19 protein-coding genes and 1 pseudogene are annotated in these 17,573 nt (G+C 59.7%); 10 read left to right on the top strand and 10 right to left on the bottom strand.

The window, feature by feature from the left end:
- Nucleotide 1 precedes the first annotated feature (1 nt).
- Nucleotides 2-1,120, top strand: coding sequence for a quinohemoprotein amine dehydrogenase subunit beta (gene peaD, locus AC1D19_RS27060; RefSeq protein WP_477765152.1), 1,119 nt, complete (start codon nucleotides 2-4; stop codon nucleotides 1,118-1,120).
- Between the two features lie 120 nt (nucleotides 1,121-1,240).
- On the opposite strand, the gene AC1D19_RS27065 is transcribed toward peaD, so the two are convergent.
- Both AC1D19_RS27065 and AC1D19_RS27070 read right to left on the bottom strand, forming a co-directional pair.
- Entirely contained in the window at nucleotides 1,241-1,645 is a 405-nt protein-coding gene (locus AC1D19_RS27065) for a lysozyme inhibitor LprI family protein (RefSeq protein ID WP_477765153.1), read from the bottom strand.
- 65 nt (nucleotides 1,646-1,710) lie between these two features.
- Complete coding sequence (locus AC1D19_RS27070; RefSeq protein WP_477765154.1) at nucleotides 1,711-2,109, bottom strand: GFA family protein; 399 nt, start codon at nucleotides 2,107-2,109, stop codon at nucleotides 1,711-1,713.
- Between the two features lie 196 nt (nucleotides 2,110-2,305).
- Here AC1D19_RS27070 and AC1D19_RS27075 point away from each other — a divergent pair, with 196 nt between their 5' ends.
- The gene (locus AC1D19_RS27075) at nucleotides 2,306-2,794 is read left to right on the top strand and encodes an SRPBCC family protein (protein ID WP_477765155.1); all 489 of its coding nucleotides are present in this window, start codon (nucleotides 2,306-2,308) and stop codon (nucleotides 2,792-2,794) included.
- Between the two features lie 284 nt (nucleotides 2,795-3,078).
- On the opposite strand, the gene inhA is transcribed toward AC1D19_RS27075, so the two are convergent.
- Nucleotides 3,079-3,765, bottom strand: a complete 687-nt coding sequence (gene inhA / locus AC1D19_RS27080) for an isonitrile hydratase (RefSeq protein ID WP_477765156.1) — start codon at nucleotides 3,763-3,765, stop codon at nucleotides 3,079-3,081.
- A gap of 88 nt (nucleotides 3,766-3,853) precedes the next feature.
- Between inhA and AC1D19_RS27085 the strand changes: the two genes are divergently transcribed.
- Nucleotides 3,854-4,837 carry a GlxA family transcriptional regulator gene (locus tag AC1D19_RS27085; RefSeq protein ID WP_477765157.1) on the top strand — a complete coding sequence of 328 codons (984 nt, stop codon included), beginning with the start codon at nucleotides 3,854-3,856 and terminating at the stop codon, nucleotides 4,835-4,837.
- Here AC1D19_RS27085 and AC1D19_RS27090 read toward each other — a convergent pair.
- The 4 genes from AC1D19_RS27090 to AC1D19_RS27105 all read right to left on the bottom strand — a co-directional run bounded on the left by AC1D19_RS27090 (nucleotide 4,806) and on the right by AC1D19_RS27105 (nucleotide 8,767).
- A complete protein-coding gene (locus AC1D19_RS27090; RefSeq protein WP_477753892.1) occupies nucleotides 4,806-5,708 on the bottom strand; it encodes an alpha/beta fold hydrolase in 903 nt (300 codons plus the stop codon). The two genes, AC1D19_RS27085 and AC1D19_RS27090, sit on opposite strands and share 32 nt — an antisense overlap.
- Before the next feature lie 24 nt (nucleotides 5,709-5,732).
- Nucleotides 5,733-6,365, bottom strand: coding sequence for a BRCT domain-containing protein (locus AC1D19_RS27095; protein WP_477753891.1), 633 nt, complete (start codon nucleotides 6,363-6,365; stop codon nucleotides 5,733-5,735).
- A gap of 11 nt (nucleotides 6,366-6,376) precedes the next feature.
- Nucleotides 6,377-6,766 carry a hypothetical protein gene (locus AC1D19_RS27100; RefSeq protein ID WP_458370074.1) on the bottom strand — a complete coding sequence of 130 codons (390 nt, stop codon included), beginning with the start codon at nucleotides 6,764-6,766 and terminating at the stop codon, nucleotides 6,377-6,379.
- Between the two features lie 177 nt (nucleotides 6,767-6,943).
- On the bottom strand, nucleotides 6,944-8,767 hold the full coding sequence (locus tag AC1D19_RS27105; RefSeq protein ID WP_477765158.1) for a glycoside hydrolase family 15 protein: 1,824 nt from the start codon (nucleotides 8,765-8,767) through the stop codon (nucleotides 6,944-6,946).
- Nucleotides 8,768-9,023: 256 nt separating this feature from the next.
- Here AC1D19_RS27105 and AC1D19_RS27110 point away from each other — a divergent pair, with 256 nt between their 5' ends.
- The gene (locus tag AC1D19_RS27110) at nucleotides 9,024-10,196 is read left to right on the top strand and encodes an MFS transporter (protein WP_477765159.1); all 1,173 of its coding nucleotides are present in this window, start codon (nucleotides 9,024-9,026) and stop codon (nucleotides 10,194-10,196) included.
- Between the two features lie 75 nt (nucleotides 10,197-10,271).
- On the opposite strand, the gene AC1D19_RS27115 is transcribed toward AC1D19_RS27110, so the two are convergent.
- Nucleotides 10,272-10,631, bottom strand: a complete 360-nt coding sequence (locus AC1D19_RS27115) for a DUF6124 family protein (protein ID WP_477765160.1) — start codon at nucleotides 10,629-10,631, stop codon at nucleotides 10,272-10,274.
- 545 nt (nucleotides 10,632-11,176) lie between these two features.
- Here AC1D19_RS27115 and relB point away from each other — a divergent pair.
- From relB to AC1D19_RS27145, 6 genes are all read left to right on the top strand, one after another.
- Nucleotides 11,177-11,368, top strand: coding sequence for a type II toxin-antitoxin system RelB family antitoxin (relB, locus tag AC1D19_RS27120; protein ID WP_477765161.1), 192 nt, complete (start codon nucleotides 11,177-11,179; stop codon nucleotides 11,366-11,368).
- Nucleotides 11,369-11,472: 104 nt separating this feature from the next.
- A complete protein-coding gene (locus AC1D19_RS27125; RefSeq protein ID WP_477765162.1) occupies nucleotides 11,473-11,880 on the top strand; it encodes a VOC family protein in 408 nt (135 codons plus the stop codon).
- Nucleotides 11,881-11,930: 50 nt separating this feature from the next.
- Complete coding sequence (locus AC1D19_RS27130) at nucleotides 11,931-12,392, top strand: GNAT family N-acetyltransferase (RefSeq protein WP_477765179.1); 462 nt, start codon at nucleotides 11,931-11,933, stop codon at nucleotides 12,390-12,392.
- A gap of 275 nt (nucleotides 12,393-12,667) precedes the next feature.
- Complete coding sequence (locus tag AC1D19_RS27135) at nucleotides 12,668-13,204, top strand: glyoxalase superfamily protein (protein WP_477765163.1); 537 nt, start codon at nucleotides 12,668-12,670, stop codon at nucleotides 13,202-13,204.
- Nucleotides 13,205-13,318: 114 nt separating this feature from the next.
- Nucleotides 13,319-13,780 (top strand): GyrI-like domain-containing protein, encoded by a 462-nt coding sequence (locus AC1D19_RS27140; protein WP_477765164.1) that lies wholly within the window; start codon nucleotides 13,319-13,321, stop codon nucleotides 13,778-13,780.
- Between the two features lie 45 nt (nucleotides 13,781-13,825).
- Nucleotides 13,826-14,320 (top strand): PaaI family thioesterase, encoded by a 495-nt coding sequence (locus AC1D19_RS27145; protein ID WP_477765165.1) that lies wholly within the window; start codon nucleotides 13,826-13,828, stop codon nucleotides 14,318-14,320.
- A gap of 113 nt (nucleotides 14,321-14,433) precedes the next feature.
- Here AC1D19_RS27145 and AC1D19_RS27150 read toward each other — a convergent pair whose 3' ends face one another.
- Nucleotides 14,434-16,851: a TonB-dependent siderophore receptor gene (locus tag AC1D19_RS27150; RefSeq protein ID WP_477765166.1), complete on the bottom strand. Its 2,418-nt coding sequence runs from the start codon at nucleotides 16,849-16,851 to the stop codon at nucleotides 14,434-14,436.
- A 217-nt stretch (nucleotides 16,852-17,068) separates the two neighbouring features.
- Nucleotides 17,069-17,483: pseudogene (locus AC1D19_RS27155) on the bottom strand (hypothetical protein); the annotation flags it as partial.
- Between the last annotated feature and the right edge of the window lie 90 nt (nucleotides 17,484-17,573).

The raw sequence follows: 17,573 nt of genomic DNA on the forward strand, positions 1-17,573 counted from the left end.
CATGCACAACATCAAAGCCTGCGGCCTGGCCGCGTTCGCCGTCCTGAGCAGCTGTTCGGTCAGTGTTCTGGCCGATGAAAACACCGCGTTGCAAGCCGGTCACGAATACATGTTGACCACCAATTACCCCAACAACCTGCACGTGATCGACCTGGCCACCGACACCCTGTTCAAGACCTGCAAGATGCCCGATGCCTTCGGCCCCGGCACCGTGCAACTGTCGCCGGACCGCAAGACCGCCTACGTGCTGAACAATCACTATGCGGATGTCTACGGTGTCGAACTGGACAGCTGCAAGCAGGTGTTCCACGCCAGCATCACCCAGAAACCGGGGGAGAAAGCGAAGTCGATGTTCGCCTTCACCCTCAGCCACGACGGCAAGGAGCTGTACACCGTCGCCAACCCGACGCTGATGATGAATGATCGCTACGAAGTGCAGCAGCCACGGCTCGACGTGTACAAGACCGATGCCGGTATGGACGCCAAGCCGGTGCGCAGTTTCCCGGCACCGCGGCAACTGACCATCATGCAGAGTGGCAACGATGGCACCTTGTATGTGGCGGGGGCAGATGTCTACAAGGTCAATGTGCAAACCGGCAAGTTCGACGTGCTGATCCCCAGCCGTCACTGGAAACGCCCGAACTACAGCGCGCCAGACGTGCTCTACGTGTGGAACCAGCAGACGTATCGGCATGACTTCTCGCTGCTGTACACCGCGGCGAAGTTCAAGGACAAGAAACAGGACCCGGCCACCGCCGAATACCTGTACGGCCTGTTCAGCGTCGACCTGAAGACCGGCAAGACCGAAACCACCGACTTCGGGCCCTTGACCGAAATCTACTTCAGCGGCATGCGCTCGCCCAAAGACCCGAACCTGATGTTTGGCGTGCTCAACCGCTTGGCCAAGTACGACATCAAACAGAAGAAAATGCTCCAGTCCGCCACACTGGATCATTCCTACTACTGCATTTCCTTCAACAAGGACGGCAGCAAGATTTACCTGGCGGGGACGTTCAACGACGTGGCGATCTTCGATGCCGACAGCCTGAAGCAGACGGGCAGCATCAAGTTGCCGGGCGGGGACATGGCAATTACCACGGCGCAGATATTTGTCCGGTAATTGCGGCGCCTGACCTGACGCCTTCGCCGGCAAGCCGGCTCCTACAGGTTTTCGTGAACACCACAAATCCACTGTAGGAGCGGGCTTGCCCGCGAAGAGGCCCTCAAGAACAGCACAAAATCAAACCCCCGGCACCGGACACCCCAAATCCCCCTCCTGACACTTCAGGTAAGTCTTGAACGTCTCCACCCGCGCCTTGGTCAATTCCGTCACGCAATTGCTGTAGATCAGCGGATACACACTCCCGCCTTCCACCCCGGACGCCGAGAACTTGCACTCGGCATCGCGAAACGCAATCCACGACCGCTGCGCACCCACCAACTGCTTCTTGCTGTCCGGGTTGCTCTTGAGTCGCGAAGTGATCTGCTGGTACAGCGCATTCAACTCCTTGTCCGCCGCCGCATGCTGCTGCGCCGCGCACTGGTTCATCGTGGCCTGGTCGGTGGCGTTGTCGCAGTTCACGGCAGCATGGGCCAGGGAGGTGAACAACAAAGGCGTCAGTGCCAGGAGAAAGCGTGCGTGCATGGCAGAACCTCGCTGTGACAGGGGAAGTTTGGGGGGCAGTGTAGCGCTGTGGGACGTTCAGCCATCTACGCCTGCCATTGCGGGTACTTTTTTACCGACTCATATTCAAGCCAAGGCTGCTCATGGGATGTCCAGATATGCACCTGTGGCGTCATCTGCGGATCGGTATCCAGTGTCGCCACACGAACAATCACGTGCGGCTGGGCCAGCCGTTCGGCTATCAGGTGTGAACCGCAGGCCGAACAGAAATACCGAAACTTGCCCGGTGACGATTCGTAGCGGCTCAGGCGATCCTGGCCTTTGGTCCAGCGAAAATGCTCGCGCATGACCCCGGCGGTCGATGCAAAAGCGGCTGCGTGTGCCTTGCGGCAGGTTTGGCAATGGCAGTGGCTGATGGGCATGTCGAGGCTGTCGAGCTGGTATTCGATGGCTTTGCACAGGCAACTGCCGCGCAATTTTTTCATGGCGCTATCCTTTTCGATGCTGTTTCGAGGGAGAACGTTAGCAGTTTCGACCCTCTGGCTTTGTGATTGCCCCAGAACTATCCGCACAAATGCAATCGAATGTCTCGGGCATGGTTGATTGCACATCCCGATTGGTACAACTTTAGGGGTGGTCGTGTGGTCTTACTGACTACTGTTCCAGTACAGGAGGTGACTTATGAACCCAGCATCTGATCGCATCGAAAGGAAAATCCTGCTCAAGGCCAAGCGTTCACAGGTCTGGCGCGTGCTGGCCAATGCCGAAATGTTCGGACAGTGGTTTGGCGTGGCGCTGGAGGGCAAGCGTTTTGTGGCAGGCGAGTGGACCCAGGGGCAGGTTACCTACCCCGGTTATGAGCATTTGCGCTGGAATGTACTGGTGGAGCGAGTCGAGCCGGAACGGCTGTTTTCGTTTCGCTGGCACCCTTATGCCGTGAGACCGGAAGTCGATTACTCCCAGGAGCCCACCACACTGGTGAAATTCGAGCTCGAAGACATGGACAACGGCACGTTGCTCAAGGTCTCCGAGTCCGGTTTCGATCACATTCCCCAGGCCCGTCGCGAAAGGGCTTTCCGCATGGACAGTCGTGGCTGGGAAGAGCAAATGAACAATATCGAGCAGTTTTTGATCGACAGTGCCAAAGCCCACGAGCAACAGAATGGCTGAAGTCGGCTCGGAGCCTGTGGCGTCTGAGGGTTTTCGGAAGGGGTATATGGCGAATGTCTTACACGCGATGGTAGCAATGTCGCCTGTTACAAATTGGATCCGATGCGTAATCTTGCTTCACCCACTGAAGCACAGGATGTGCTCAGGATCATGGATGATCGACCATCTGCAAGGAACGCTACGACAAGGAGTCGTCATGGTCTTGGAAAAACCCGCTTCGGCGGGTTTTTTTTGCGCGCATGAAAAGTCATGGCGGCAGGAACCGGGTTCCCGCCGCCATTTTTTCACTGTCGGTCGAGTTTCGCCGCCGCGCGCTCGGTGATCTGCGCCCGCAGCTTCAACGAGCCGGCAGCCCGCTGGCGAGCTTCCTCCAGCACACTGGCCGGGGCCGTCTCCGGGCTGCCTGCGCTAAACGGTGGGGCCGGGGCGTATTCCAGTTGCAGCTGCACCAGTTCGGCGGTGGCCTGGTCGAACAGCTCGGCGGCCAGGGTCAGGGCGAAGTCGATACCGGCGGTGATGCCGCCACCGGTCAACAGATTGCCGTCGCGAACCACCCGGTCTTTCACCGCGATTGCGCCCAGCGGCTTGAGCAGTTCGTGATATGCCCAGTGAGTGGTGGCGCGTTTGCCTTTGAGCAATCCCGCCGCGCCCAGCACCAGTGCGCCGGTACACACCGACGTGATGTAGCGGGCGTTGGCGGCCTGTGCCTTGAGAAAGTCCAGGGTCTGGTCATCTTCCATCAACGGCCCGACGCCACTGCCACCGGGCACGCAGATCACGTCCAGTGCCGGGCAATCATCGAAGGTGGTGGTCGGTTTCAACAGCAGGCCGGTGCTGGCGGTGACCGGCATCAGGTCTTTCCAGATCAGATGCACTTTCACATCCGGCAGCGAGGCCAGCACGTCATATGGGCCGGTCAGGTCCAGCTGCTGAACCTGTGGAAACAACAGAAAACCGATCTGCAACGTCATGGTGTTTTTCTCGTGAAGTGGGTGGACGGTTTGACTGTAGGCTCGTAGGCTTTGGCGCATACGCCAATATCCCCACGAATTACGCCAAGTGTCGAAAACCATCCATGTACTCGCTTTCGCCAACGTGCAATTGCTCGACGTCACCGGGCCGCTGCAGGTATTCGCTTCGGCCAACGACATTGCCCGTCAGCAAGGCCTGCCGCGACCCTACACGCCGACGGTGATTGCCAGCGGCGGCGGGGCGGTGATGTCGTCGGCGGGGTTGGCGCTGTTGGCCGAACCATTGCCGGAGGGGGGCAGCGATACCCTGATCATCGCCGGTGGCTGGGGCGTTTACGCAGCGGCGCAAGATGCGCCGTTGGTCGCCTGGGTGCGCGAACATGCCCATGGCTGCCGGCGGGTTTCTTCGGTGTGCACCGGTGCGTTTCTGCTGGCGGCCAGCGGCTGGCTCGATGGCCGGCGCGTGGTCACCCACTGGACCCGTTGCGAGCAACTGGCGCAGCAGCACCCGCGCTTGCAGGTCGAGCCCAATCCGATCTTCATCAACGACGGTCCGGTCTGGACCTCGGCCGGAGTGACTGCCGGTATCGACCTGGCATTGGCCATGGTCGAACAGGACCTGGGGCGCAACATGGCCCTGGAGGTCGCCCGGCAACTGGTGGTGTTTCTCAAGCGTCCGGGTGGCCAGTCGCAATTCAGCGTGACCCTGTCCCTGCAACAGGAAGGCAACCGTTTCGACGAACTTCACGCCTGGATCAGCGAAAACCTGACCCACGACCTTGGCATCCCGACCCTGGCCTTGCAGGCCGGCATGAGCGAACGCAGCTTCGTGCGCCACTACCGCGCCGACACCGGCCAGACCCCGGCCCGGGCCATCGAACTGATCCGCGTCGAAACCGCACGGCGTTTGCTCAGCGACACCGGTGTGCCGATCAAACGGTTGGCGGTGCAATGCGGCTTCGGCAGCGAAGAAACCCTGCGCCGCAGCTTCCTGCGGGCCATGGGCGTGACGCCACAGGCTTATCGGGAGCGGTTTTCGGTCAGTGCTGGAGCAGATCCAATAGCGCCTTGAGTGTTGCTTCTGACGCTTCTTCGGGAATGTTGTGGCCAACGCCTGCCAGCACTCGACGCTCATAGGAGCCGGTGAAATGCCTGATATCTTCGTCGATTTCTTCCGCGGGACCGACGCCATCATCGGCACCGCACAAGGAAATCGTCGGTACGCTGATACTCGGCTGTTTGCTCAGGGCCTGCTCCATCCATTCCAGCGTCGGATCGCCAAGGGCATACATGAAACGGTGGCGGTAGGAGTGAATCACAACGTCGACGAAATCCGGGTTATCGAAGGCCGGGGCGCTCAACGGATAGCGTGCAGCGTTGTCGGCCCAGGTGGGTGACCACAGTTTCCAGAGCAATTCGCAAAAAGCGTGGCGATTTTCGGTCAGGCCCGCGACGCCACGAGGTGTGTGGAAATAGTACTGATACCAATAGCGATGCTCAGCCTCAGGAGCCAGAGGCAGTGTCGAATGGGGGATGTCCTGAAGGTTATAGCCATCGCCCGTAACCAGGCAGCGCACCCGTTCCGGCCACAGTGCCGCCACAATGCACGCCGCCCGACCGCCCCAATCGTAGCCACAGAGGGACGCCTGTTTAATGGAAAGGGCATCCATCAGGTCAAGCAAATCCTGGGCAAGGGCGGCTTGCTGGCCAGAGCGCAGCGTATCGGCTCTGATGAAGCGCGTCGGGCCGTATCCCCGCAGATACGGGACGATCACGCGGTAACGCTTAGCGGCGAGAGCAGGGGCGATTTCGTCGTAGGCGCGCGGTGAATAGGGAAAGCCATGAAGCAGGATGACCGGGTCGCCGGTAGCGGGGCCGTGTTCTTCGTAGGCAATGTCGAGTTGTGACGTGCGGACGGTCTTTAGTGGCTGCTCAATCATCATCCCCCCTTGGTGCCGATAGTTGTGTTACCCGAACAGCACCCTTTGCCAGTGTTCTTCACTGATGATCGCGATAGGAACACCGCTCTCTCTCAGTTCAACGGCTTTTTTGATCTTGGTGCCATAAGTGCTATGAAGCCATTGATCGTTTCCGATGCTGCCAACCACCAGATAGTTGATTTTTTTGCTGACCGAGCCACCAATCAGGCCGCCGCGTTCGACTATCAGCGACTCGCATTCTTTGCGCGGACCGTAAGCCATAACTCCGGTGAACAGGAAAACCCGATCAATCCAGTTCAGTGCGGGTGCAGGGTTATCGAGTGGAAGACAGCAAGGAGTTGTGAAGATCTGGTCAGAGCCAATCGGCAGACCTGCAAACTGGTGCAGCATGTCCAGTAGCTCAGCCGATTCTTCGGAGTCCAGCACGCCATCACTCAGCATGTTGGAGAGGCGTTTATAGAGGATGTTCACGACTGGATCACCCAGATGACACAAATGAACTTCGATCCAGCTCTTGAGAAACTCGGCTTCCTGCTGGTTGATCTTGCCATCGGCAGCGAGTCCAGCCGCAATGCCTACCAGCGCGTCGGCTGAACGTTTATCAATGCGTGCTTCGTGGAAGAATCCACTGTTTTGAAATTCCTGATGCAAATCGACCATCGTCCATGCTCCTAGGATTCAACTTCCGCTATTTGATTGAAATACTTCGCCCGATCCGGCGTAAACGTCACCACCATGCCGGTCCGAGTACATGTCAGTGCTCGTTCCTGTGCCAGATCCACGTCCAGGTCTTCCCCACGCAACCCTTGCCACTGTGCGAGGTATTTGAGGGAGCCATATTTTTCGAGTTTCTTCAGGCTGCGGCTCACGCCACCTTTCCAGCCTAGTACCGGCAACTCGCCGGCGAGGCACTGTCGGGCGAGGTCAGGGAAGCGGGCGGCGCGCTGGCGGCCGACTTCCCAGCATTTGATCAAGCCCTTGTCACCGGCCTCCCAGAGTTCTTCGCGGTTCAAACCGGTTCGGAGCGGGGAATCGATACTGCGTTGGATGCGTTGGGTCATTCTGGTTCCTTGAATTCGGGGAGGCTGGACAGCTCCGCTGTACCCGTTGAGCAAGGATGTTAGGTGGGGATGTAGTGGCTGGCAAAGGGTAATTTCGGGGGTGTTTGCTGACGGCAGGTGTTTAAAAAGTGTAGGGCTAAGTTTGCGAAACCTGTGGATGGTGTTGGAAGCTTGTACTCACGGCTGCCAGACGTTTTTCTCCCCACTCAACCTCCGGTCCAGAAAACACGCCGCACTGATCAACGCCAGGTGCGTCAGCGCTTGCGGTGTGTTGCCCATGTGCCGCCCATGGCTGTCGAGCTCTTCGGCATACAACCCCAGCGGGTTGGCGTACCTGAGCAACTGTTCGAACTCCAGGTGAGCCTTGTCGAGCTGGCCGGCGCGGGCCAGGCATTCGACGTACCAGAACGAGCACGCGGCGAAGGCGCCTTCGCTGCCGGGCAGGCCGTCGATCTGGCTGTCGTCGTTGCGGTAGCGGTAGACCATGCCGTCGCGCACCAGGCTCTTTTCGATGGCTTGCAGGGTCGCCAGCCAGCGCGGGTCGCGGGCGCTGACGAAACGCACCAGCGGCATCAGCAGCATCGAACCGTCCAGGCCGGTGCCGCCGATGTGCTGGACGAAATGCCCGCGCTCTTCATTCCAGAAGTTCTCCCAGATGTCGGCGTAGATCGCCTGACGGGTCTGGTCCCAACGTGCGAACGGTGCCGGCAGCGAACGTTTTGAGGCGAGGCGGATGGCGCGGTCCAGGGCGACCCAGCACATCAGCCGTGAATGCAGGAAATGGTATTGCCCGCCGCGCATTTCCCAGATGCCGACATCCTTTTGCTCCCAGGTTTCGCAGACCTGATCCACCACTTCCACCGTGTGTTTCCAGCCTTCATGGGAAATGGCTTCGCCGTATTTGTTGACCAGGTAAATCGCGTCCATCAGCTCGCCAAAGATATCGAGCTGAACCTGTTCGTAGGCCTGATTGCCGATGCGCACCGGTTGTGCGCCAGCATGGCCGGACAGGTGCGGCAGCTCGACCTCCGGTAATTCCTGGCGACCGTCGATGGCGTACAGGATGTTGAGTTTCATCGGTTTGCCATGGCAATCGCTGACCCGCCCGCGCAACCAGCGCATGTAGGCGTTGGCCTCTTCGACGAAGCCCAGGCGCATGAACGCATAAACGGTGAATGAGGCGTCGCGGATCCAGGTGAAGCGATAGTCCCAGTTGCGTTCGCCACCAGGGCTTTCCGGCAGGCCGAACGTCGCGGCGGCGAGAATCGCGCCGTGTTTGCGCGAGGTCAGCAGCTTCATCGCCAGGGCCGAACGGTTGACCATTTCGCGCCAGCGGCCGCGGTAGTTGGACTGGCCGATCCAGTCGCGCCAGAACTTCAGGGTGCGCTCCAGGCACAGTTCGGCTGCGCCTTCCTTGAAGCGAGCATCGTTGACGGCGCCGAGCAGGAACTGGCCTGTCTGGTCTTGCTCGAGGGTGAATTCGGCGACCGCCACATTGGCGTCGATGCGTAAGGCCTGATCCGAAGATAGCCGCAGCGACGGTTGACTGTCGGCCTCGAAGATCACGTCCCGTTTGTCCACGCGTGCGTGGGTCGTGGCACGGGCGTAGTCATGGCGCACAGCGCAACGCATGTGGAAAGTGGCGCTGCCGCTGACCACACGGATCCGCCGCATCAGCAGCGGCAGGTCATCTTCGGTGTCGCCGACGGGCAGCAGATCGGTGACTTCGACCACGGCGCGATCACTGAGCCAGCGGCTCAGCAGCACATTGGTGTCGGGCAGGTAAATCTGTTCGCGGCGGGCATCGGGCAAGTCCGGCGACAACTGGAAAATCCCCGCCTCGGGGGTGTCCAGCAGTGAGCAGAAGATCGACGGACTGTCGAATTCCGGCCAGCAGAAAAAATCCACACTGCCTTTGTCGTTGACCAGCGCCGCACTGCGCATGTCGCCGATGATGCCGTGGGCGTCGATGGGGCTTTGGCGTTCAGGGGGATCAGCCATTGTCGCGAAACTCCGGGAACCGGGGGCCTAATCAGCTGACTGGTTTGGGTGGCCGAGAGTTCACTTGGCGAGGGGGGTGAGTTGTCTGTGAGGGCCTCTTCGCGGGCAAGCCCGCTCCTACAGTTGATGGGTGTACACCGTCCAATGTAGGAGCGGGCTTGCCCGCGAAGGGGCCTTCACATTCAACCAACAAATTGCTGCTTCCCCCTCGATTCGCCGTTATGGCAACGTGCATGCCCTGACTGAGGCCGGACCCATGGCAAACCCCTATCGCGAGTTGTTCAAAGCCCCCGGCAGTGGCGCATTCGTGCTGGCCGGAATGATCGCGCGCATGCCGATTTCCATGACCGGCATCGGCCTGATCACCATGCTCTCGCAGTTGCAGGGTGGCTACGGAATGGCCGGTGCGGTGGCGGCGACGTTCGCCCTGGCCACGGCCTTTTGTGCGCCGCAGGTCTCGCGCCTGGTGGATCGATATGGCCAGGGGCGGATTCTGCCGGTGGCGGCGTTGCTGGGCGGTGGGGCACTGTTGTTGCTGTTGTTGTGCACGCGGTTGCAGGCGCCGCACTGGACGCTGTTTGTCTTCGCCGCGCTGGCCGGTTGCATGCCGAGCATGTCGGCAATGGTGCGGGCGCGCTGGACCGAGGTGTATCGCGGCCGTCCCGAGTTGCAGACGGCCTACGCCCTGGAGTCAGTGCTGGACGAAGTCTGCTTCATCGTCGGGCCACCGCTGTCGGTGGGGTTGTGCGTGGTGGCATTCCCCGAGGCCGGGCCGCTGGCGGCCTTGCTGGCGCTGGCCATCGGCGTCACCGCGTTCGTGTTGCAGCGCAGCACGGAACCGCCGGTGCATCCCCATGAAGAACATCACCAGGGCTCGATCATCCGTTCCCGCGACATTCAGTTGCTGATGCTGTTGATGGTGGCCATGGGCACCATCGTCGGCGTGGTGGACGTGGTCAGCGTCGCCTTCGCCCAGCAGCAGGGCCAACCGGCGGCGGCAAGCATCGTGCTGTCGGTGTACGCCATCGGCTCGTGCCTGGCCGGGTTGGCGTTCGGCGCACTGCGCTCGAAAGTGCCGCTGGCGCGCCTGTTCCTGTACGGCGGGGTAGCGACGGCGGTGACCACCTTGCCGTTGCTGCTGGCGGTGAACATTTTCGGCTTGTCCCTGGCGGTGTTTGTCGCCGGCCTGTTTTTCGCGCCGACGCTGATTGTCGCCATGGCCCTGGTGGAGCAGATCGTGCCGCCGGCCAAACTCACCGAAGGCCTGACCTGGCTGGTCACCGGCCTGAGCATCGGCGTGGCGATCGGTGCCGCCGGCTCCGGTTGGCTGGTGGACGCCTTCGGCGCGCGCAGCGGGTTCTGGCTGGCGATTGCGGCGGGGGCGGCGGTGCTCGGTTCCGCGATCCCGAGCTATCGCCATCTGAAATGAAGATCCATTGCTGAAAACAGCCCCCCTGTGGGAGCAAGCTCGCTCCCACAGGTTGTCTTGCACTGACTCAGATAACTAAGGCGGATCGAGCCGATCCAGCGCCCGACTCACCGCCAGTTCCCCGAGCATGATCACCTGCGCAATCCCCAACAGCGCATGGCGACTTGTCCCCTGCAGATGATCCACCAGATCGTTGGCCATGACATTGGCCGAAGCCAGCGATTCGCACGCATGCACCAGCAGGGTTTCGGTACTGAGTTCGGGATTGACGATGAACATGGAGCTGGGTTTGCGCGGGGTGGCCATGATGTGGGCGCCCGGGTTGAGGTCGTGGTCGAGGGCGCGCTCGGCGGCTTCGTGGAATTGTTTTGAGTCGGGGCTTTCGTACGGGGATGCCGGGTCGGTGTCTGGCGGATTGGGTGTGGGCTTGAACATGGATGGTAAACCTCTCAGTTGAGCCGCAACCTGTCTCGCTACTAAACGGAAGGGTGGCGGCTGTACGCAAGTTAGTAGACCGGACAACCATCCAAATCCGGCGCACCCGAAGGCGCCATGCGCACAGCCACCATCAAATGCAGGCAAACACCTGACTGAAGGACACTTATGCACCGATTTTGGATGATGAGGTGGGCTACTAAACCCGATCACTGACAATCAGTGACCCGAATCAAGTTACCGACCACCCCCAAGGCGCACAAGCCGGCGGATTCTGGCGTACCTGTAGGCAACGACGCAAGGCGTTGTGGCTTTCACGAAGTAACCTGTAGGCCGCTTAAACAAGTGCCGCAGAGCGGTATTTAACCTGCTGTTATGCCTTACCAAAGTGCGACAGAAACATTGGAAAATGCCGGGAAGAATCCTACGTAACTTTGCGGTTGGCCGTCGGAAGTCCGTTGCTTACGATCTAACGCGCAATGAACAGCTGGTCCGGCAAATGACACCTCATCTTGCCCGCGACGACAGCGATCCCGGAGGTCAATGTGAGCGCCGAGCTTTCCACCACCGCCCCAGAGGTTGAGACTGACGAACATGCCGCCAGCTATGACTGCTGGTTCCGCATCAAAGTGCAAGCTTCGCTTGACGGCCCGTACCCGAACGTCCCGCATGATCAGGTAATGGCTGATATGCGAGCTCTTCTCGAATCAAAGTCTAATGGACACGATGGTGCTTGAGTGGTGATCGCTGCGCGGTCCACCGTCTCACTATTACTACTTCGACACTCGGTTCAAAACTGCTAAATTCACCGCCCGATTGGCACGACAAGGAATGTTCGTTGATGAAATTTGGCTACCTGATCATCTACGTCAAGGATGTAGAGGCCTCACTCAAATTCTTCTCATCGGCTTTCGGGCTCAGCGTTCGGTTTCTCCATGAGTCGGGCACTTATGGCGAACTCGAAACAGGCGAAACCGCGCTGGCGTTCGCCGCCGATGAGCTGGCTTCCACGAACTTCAGTACTGGCCACGTCCCGGCACACTCTTCCCTCAAACCGTTAGGCATCGAAGTCGGGCTGATAACCGAGGATGTCCCCGTAGCCCATGCCAAAGCGATTCAAGCAGGCGCTAGCGAAATCGCTGCCCCGACTACCAAGCCCTGGGGGCAAACCGTGTCTTACGTTCGATGCCCTGACGGAACGCTGGTTGAGCTGTGCACACCCGTAAACGCTACCGAGAGTGAGTCTTGAAAGCCGGGCGTGTAGCGAACCACGCGGACAACTCAGGCAGCAGCCAGCATATGGTCACGTCAATGGACGAATTGGTGATATGTAAAATCTCTGGGCTCGCGCCGCAAATCCGCGAGCTGGAAACGGAGGCCGTTGCAGAAGGCTTCAGGTTCCTCTCCCGGTTGATCGAGGAATGGGAAAACGGTGCCAATCGATTCGATCAGCAGGGTGAGTGTCTTTTCGGGGCGTTCCGCAACGGACGGCTGATTGCCATCGGAGGTCTTTCATCCGACCCCTTTGCCGAACCGGATGTAGGGCGATTACGGCGGGTCTACGTCGCACGTGCATCAAGGGGCCAGAACGTAGGCAAAGCGTTGGTGCAGCAACTGCTGGAATTGGCGTCTGAGCATTTCCGCGTTGTGCGACTGACCACGGACACACCCGAGGGCGCTGCCTTTTACCTTCGCTGCGGGTTCCGGCCGATACAGGATGATTTTGCGACGCATATGAAGTCATTGGTGGATGTGACATAGCCAATGCGAACTCACTGATGGACCGTCGGGGCATTTGTGGTTCAGCAACTTTCACGCCTGAAGGAATAGTCCTCAGGCCTCGGACAGGGTTCTGCCGAGCCGTCTTCCGCATCCCGTATCGCCTATGTATTATCGGCATCGGCCCGATGCTGCCCGCCGCTCGCTCCCGCTGGGAAAGGTGAAAGCATCTCCTTCTTGTACGAACCCTGTCGCCTCTCTTGACGGTCGAGGTTTGGCAATGCGAGCACCAAGGCATCTCGGCTACAGGAGCAGTCATGTTTTCAATCGAGCAAGCCAAGCAAATGGCCAAACAGTTGCGCGCCTCGCTGGAGGAACGCAATCAAGTGGTGACCCATTCCACCGCGCTGGAACTGGTTGCGCAGCAACTGGGCTACAAGGACTGGAACACCGCGTCAGCGATGCTTGCCCCGGCAAGCATACCGTCCACGCCTGCTGCGACTTTCGACAAACCCATTCCAATCCTGCGGATGTTCGACGAAGGCAAGGCGCGCGAGTTTTATCTGGATTTCCTGGGGTTCAGCGTCGAGTTCGAGCACCGCTTCGAGGTTGATCTGCCGCTGTACCTGGGCATCAGTCGCGACGGGCTGCAACTGCATCTTTCCGAACATCATGGCGATGCCAGTCCTGGCTCGACGGTATTTGTGCCGATGAAAAATATTGAACTGCTGCGGGACGAATTGCTCGGCAAGCGCTACGGATACGGGCGTCCGGATATTGTTCAGCAGGGCTGGGGTAAAGAGCTGCAAGTCTACGACCCGTTCGGCAATCGGATTCGCTTCTGCCAATACTGATTCGACGGTGCGGACCGGGGTGACCCGGTCCGCTTCAAGGCACAACGATTCGACCTCGCTCGCACCGATTCAGGCTGTGCTTTAATCTGAAACCTTCAATCAGGAGATCTCGGAATGGAACCCAACATCGCACACATTTCTCGCTTCCTCGTATCAGGTCTGACCGTACGTACGAAGAACCAGGATGAATTCCGGCAGGAGAGTGCGAAGATCCCCGGGTTGTGGGGCCAGTTCTTTTCGGCCAGCGTTGCTGACCAGATCCCGGACCGTTTACCCAACGCCCCTGTTGTTGGTGTGTACTCAACTTATGAATCTGACGCCAACGGTTTGTACAACGTGACGGCAGGTGTGCCCGTGACCGCGACGAGCGCGGACTTCGACAGCATCGAGATTCAGGAAGGCAAGTATCTGGTCTTCGAAGCCCGTGGCCCAATGCCCGCTGCGGTCATTCAGGCCTGGGGGGACATCTGGAACTACTTTGAACAGCATCAACAGGTGCAACGTCGTTACGCCACGGACTTTGAATCCTATGGCAGCCCTGACGAAGTCCGGATTCATATTGGCGTTGTGGCATAAGCGCTGAACGAAATGTGTGGGTTAAATCTTAAGGACGAACACGCTATGACCACGCAGGACACTTCGCTTCAAGACATCGCCGCGCCTGAAGGCGTTTGTTATGGCTGCGGCAGCCAGAATCCGCACGGGCTGCACATCAAGAGCTTCTGGCATGAAGACGGCGTGCATGTCATGGCGCAGCATTTGCCGGATGACAAGTATTGCGGCTGGCCGGATCTGGTTTACGGCGGTTTGATTGCGATGCTGGTGGATTGTCATTCCAACTGGGCCGCGATGGCTTATCACTACCGGGCAGAACAGCGCGAAGCGGGCAGCTTGCCTCACATCACCTGCGTCACCGGTAACCTGGGCATCAAGTTCATCAAGCCCACCCCGATGGGCGTACCCCTGACACTGCGTGCCAAAGTCGAGGGCGATGTCGGGCGCAAAAGTCGCGTCATCTGTGAGGTCTTCGCCGGAGATGTCCTGACCGCAGTCGGGGACTCCATCTTTGTCCGCGCCGATACCGAGCAACTCAGGGCCGCCGCGCAGCCAATGTAGGAGCGAGCTCGCTCGCGATGGACTCATAGGCGCAGCGTTCAACCAGTAAACACGCGTTATCGTTAACGACCATCGCGAGCATGCTCGCTCCTACATGTGGAAGCTGCCGGCCGTCAGTACTGCGCGCGCAGGCTCAGGGTCACGGTACGCGGGTCGCCGTAGAAGTTGGTGCCCCAGGAGGCATCGACGCGGTCGTAGTACTTGCGGTCGAACAGGTTGTTGGCGGTCAGTGTCGACGACAGGTGTTCGTTGAACTTGTAGCCGACCTGCGCCGTGGCGATGGCAAAGCCGCCTTGCTGGAACTTCACGTCACGCTGGTAGTAGGTGTCGCTGACCACACGCACGCCACCGCCGACGCTGAAGTCCTTGAGCGCACCGTCGGTGAACTCGTACTTGTTCCACAGGTTGAAGTTGTGCCTGGGCGTAATGGTGCTGAAGGTCTTGCCTTTGTTGGCCTGATCGCCGTCCAGGAACTTGGTGGAGGTGTAGGCGTAACCGGTGACGATGCTCCAGTTCTCGGTCAGATTGCCGCTCAACTCTGTTTCCCAGCCCTGGCTGCGGGCCTTGCCTTCGGTCATGTAGGCACCGGAGGTGTTGTCGTATTCGGCGCGGTTTTCATCGTAGATGCGGAAGGCCGCAACGCTGGCGTTCAGGCGTCCGTCGTAGAATTCGCGCTTGAGGCCGATCTCGTACTGCTTGCCTTCGCGCGGGCCGACCGGCTTGCCATCCGTGCCGATTTCGCTCTGCGGTTTGAACACGCCGGTGTAGCTGAAGTAGGTCGACAGCTGCGGGGTGATCTTGCCGATGATGGCGCCGTACGGCACGACCTTGCGGTTGATGCTGGTGTGGGCTTCGCCGAAGTTGTTGAAGAAGGCGTTGGCGTTTTTCGCATCGCTTTCGTACCAGGTGACGCGGCTGCCGCCGATGACATCGAGCCAGTCGGTGACGTTGAACTTGGCACGGGTGTAGACGCCGTACTGATCGGACTTGGACCAGTTGCCGTTGACGTGCGCATAGTCGTTGTGGGGAATGTCGATGCTGCCCGGGTCGAACACGTTGATCGGGAAGTACTCGCCGCCGCCGTAGGTGAAGTCCTTGTCCAGGTGCTGGTACTCGGCGCCCAGGGTGAACTCGTGTCGGCGATTGGCGAATTCGAACGGCGTGGTGACGAAGCTGTCGACACCGATGGTCTTGATGTGGGTGTAGTAGTCGTAGGCCACGGCCCAGCTGTCACCGGTGGCCGGGTCGACCGCGCCGTCGGCCCAGGTGAAGTTACGCTGCGGGGTTTCGGCGTCGCGGTAGGTCAGGGTGGTCTTGAACTGACCGCCGTTGTCCAGTCCGTGGTCGAGTTCGGCGAAGGTTTCCCAGACTTTTTCGTCGAGGGTGTTCCACTTGGCGTCGACGAAGGTCGAGCGCGGCACGTCGAGCAATGAGCCGTCGGCGTAGGCCGGCAAGCCGAAGGCCGGGGTGGAATGGTTCTGCTGGTAAGCGCCGCCGACCGACAGGGTGGTGGCCGGGTCGAGGTCGAACTCCAGGCGACCGTAGACCATCGGACGTGCGTTCTGCGCGTAGTTGACGAAAGACTTGTTGTTTTCGTAAGCGGTGATGAAACGACCGCGCACGGTGCCCTGGTCGTTCAACGGGCCGGTGACGTCCACCGAAGAACGGTAGCGATCGTAGGAGCCTGCGGCCAGTTCGCCACCGAGGGCGAATTGGCTCAGGGCGCGCTTGCGCACAACGTTGATCGTACCGCCGGGTTCACCCGCGCCCTGGTACAGGCCCGAAGGACCGCGCAGCACTTCGATGCGGTCGTACATCGCCAGGTCGAAACTGGTGGCCATGTCGCCCTGGCCGGTGGGTTGCGAGACGCCGTCGACCTGCACCTGATCGACGAGGAAGCCGCGCATGTAGATGTCGTTGAGGCTGGAGCCGGAGTTGTAGGTCTTGATGGTCACGCCGGTGACCTGACGCAGGGCGTCCTGCAGGCTGTTCAGGTTCTGGTCGTCCATGCGTTGGCGCGTGACGACGGACACCGACTGCGGGATGTCCTTGACCTTGATGTTGCCTTTGCCGATGGTCACTTCATCGCTGGTATAGGAGTGCGTGCCTTCAGTGGTCGGCCCCAGCGCCAGGCCGGTGATGGACGTCGCAACCAGCTGCAACGCACTGGAGTCACCGGCCGCAGGCACCAGCGACACGGTGTTGCCATTCAACTGAAAATTGATGCCGCTCCCCAGCAGCAAGGTTTTCAGTGCCTGTTCCGGTTCCATGTTGCCGGACACCGCCGTGGACTTGATGCTGTTGACCATGTCCTGACTGTAGAGAATCTGCAGGTTGGTCTGCTGGCCCAGTTGGCGCAATGCACTGGCCAGCGATTGAGCCGGCACATTGACGCTGACCGGGGCTGCCTCGACCTGGGATGTGCCCAGCAGCAACAGGGTCAACAGCGCGCCCGGCACGACCGTTCGGAATTTCTTTTGCCGTTCGATGGCTAATGCCAAGGGTGCGCGGGACAGAGTAAGGCTTTGCATTGCTCTAATCGCTCCAGAATGGTGTGTGCAGCGTTTTAGTTAATGATAATTATTATTAGACGGACCACTTTGGCTAAACCGGAAAACAAACTTCAAAAAAACAATGATTTGCGTGCGACAACCACCGTCAGGCGGTCGCGCGCTCGGTGACGACCCGGCCCGATTCCATGCGCACCAGTTGATCGGCCATGTCGAAATAGCGGTCGTCGTGGGAGATGACGATGATGGTTTTGCCGCAGCCGTTTTCGCCGACGATGAAAATGATGTCGCCTTGCTCGATGTTCAGGTTTACCGGGCCCAGGCGAAACGCATCACTGCCCGGTGCGGCCGGGAAGGTGTAGCTGACGTTGTCCAGTTGCAGATGGTTGACCACGGTCGGCCGGGTACCGTTGTCGTTGAGCAGCAGGTGCGGCTCGGGCGAGGAAAACTGGCTGGACAGCTCCGCGATCGAAGGTGTTGATCGAGCGCACTTGGGTGTTACAGATGAAATCGGCGGTGCCCTGGATGCCGGTGCCGATGGCAATCGCCAGCACCATCATCAGCCGGTGGCTGCGGTAGCGCTCGATCTGTTCGATGGGCGCCGAGAGTACTTTTTCCCCCAGCGCTTTGCGCAGTTTGGCAATGACGTGCCGCCGCCTTCGCGAGCAAGCTCGCTCCTACAGGGCCCGTGGCTAATTAGCGGGCAAGTCGAAGCAGTACTTTAAATCTATATGAGAATTACT

The organism is Pseudomonas sp. P1_C12 (assembly GCF_056406435.1).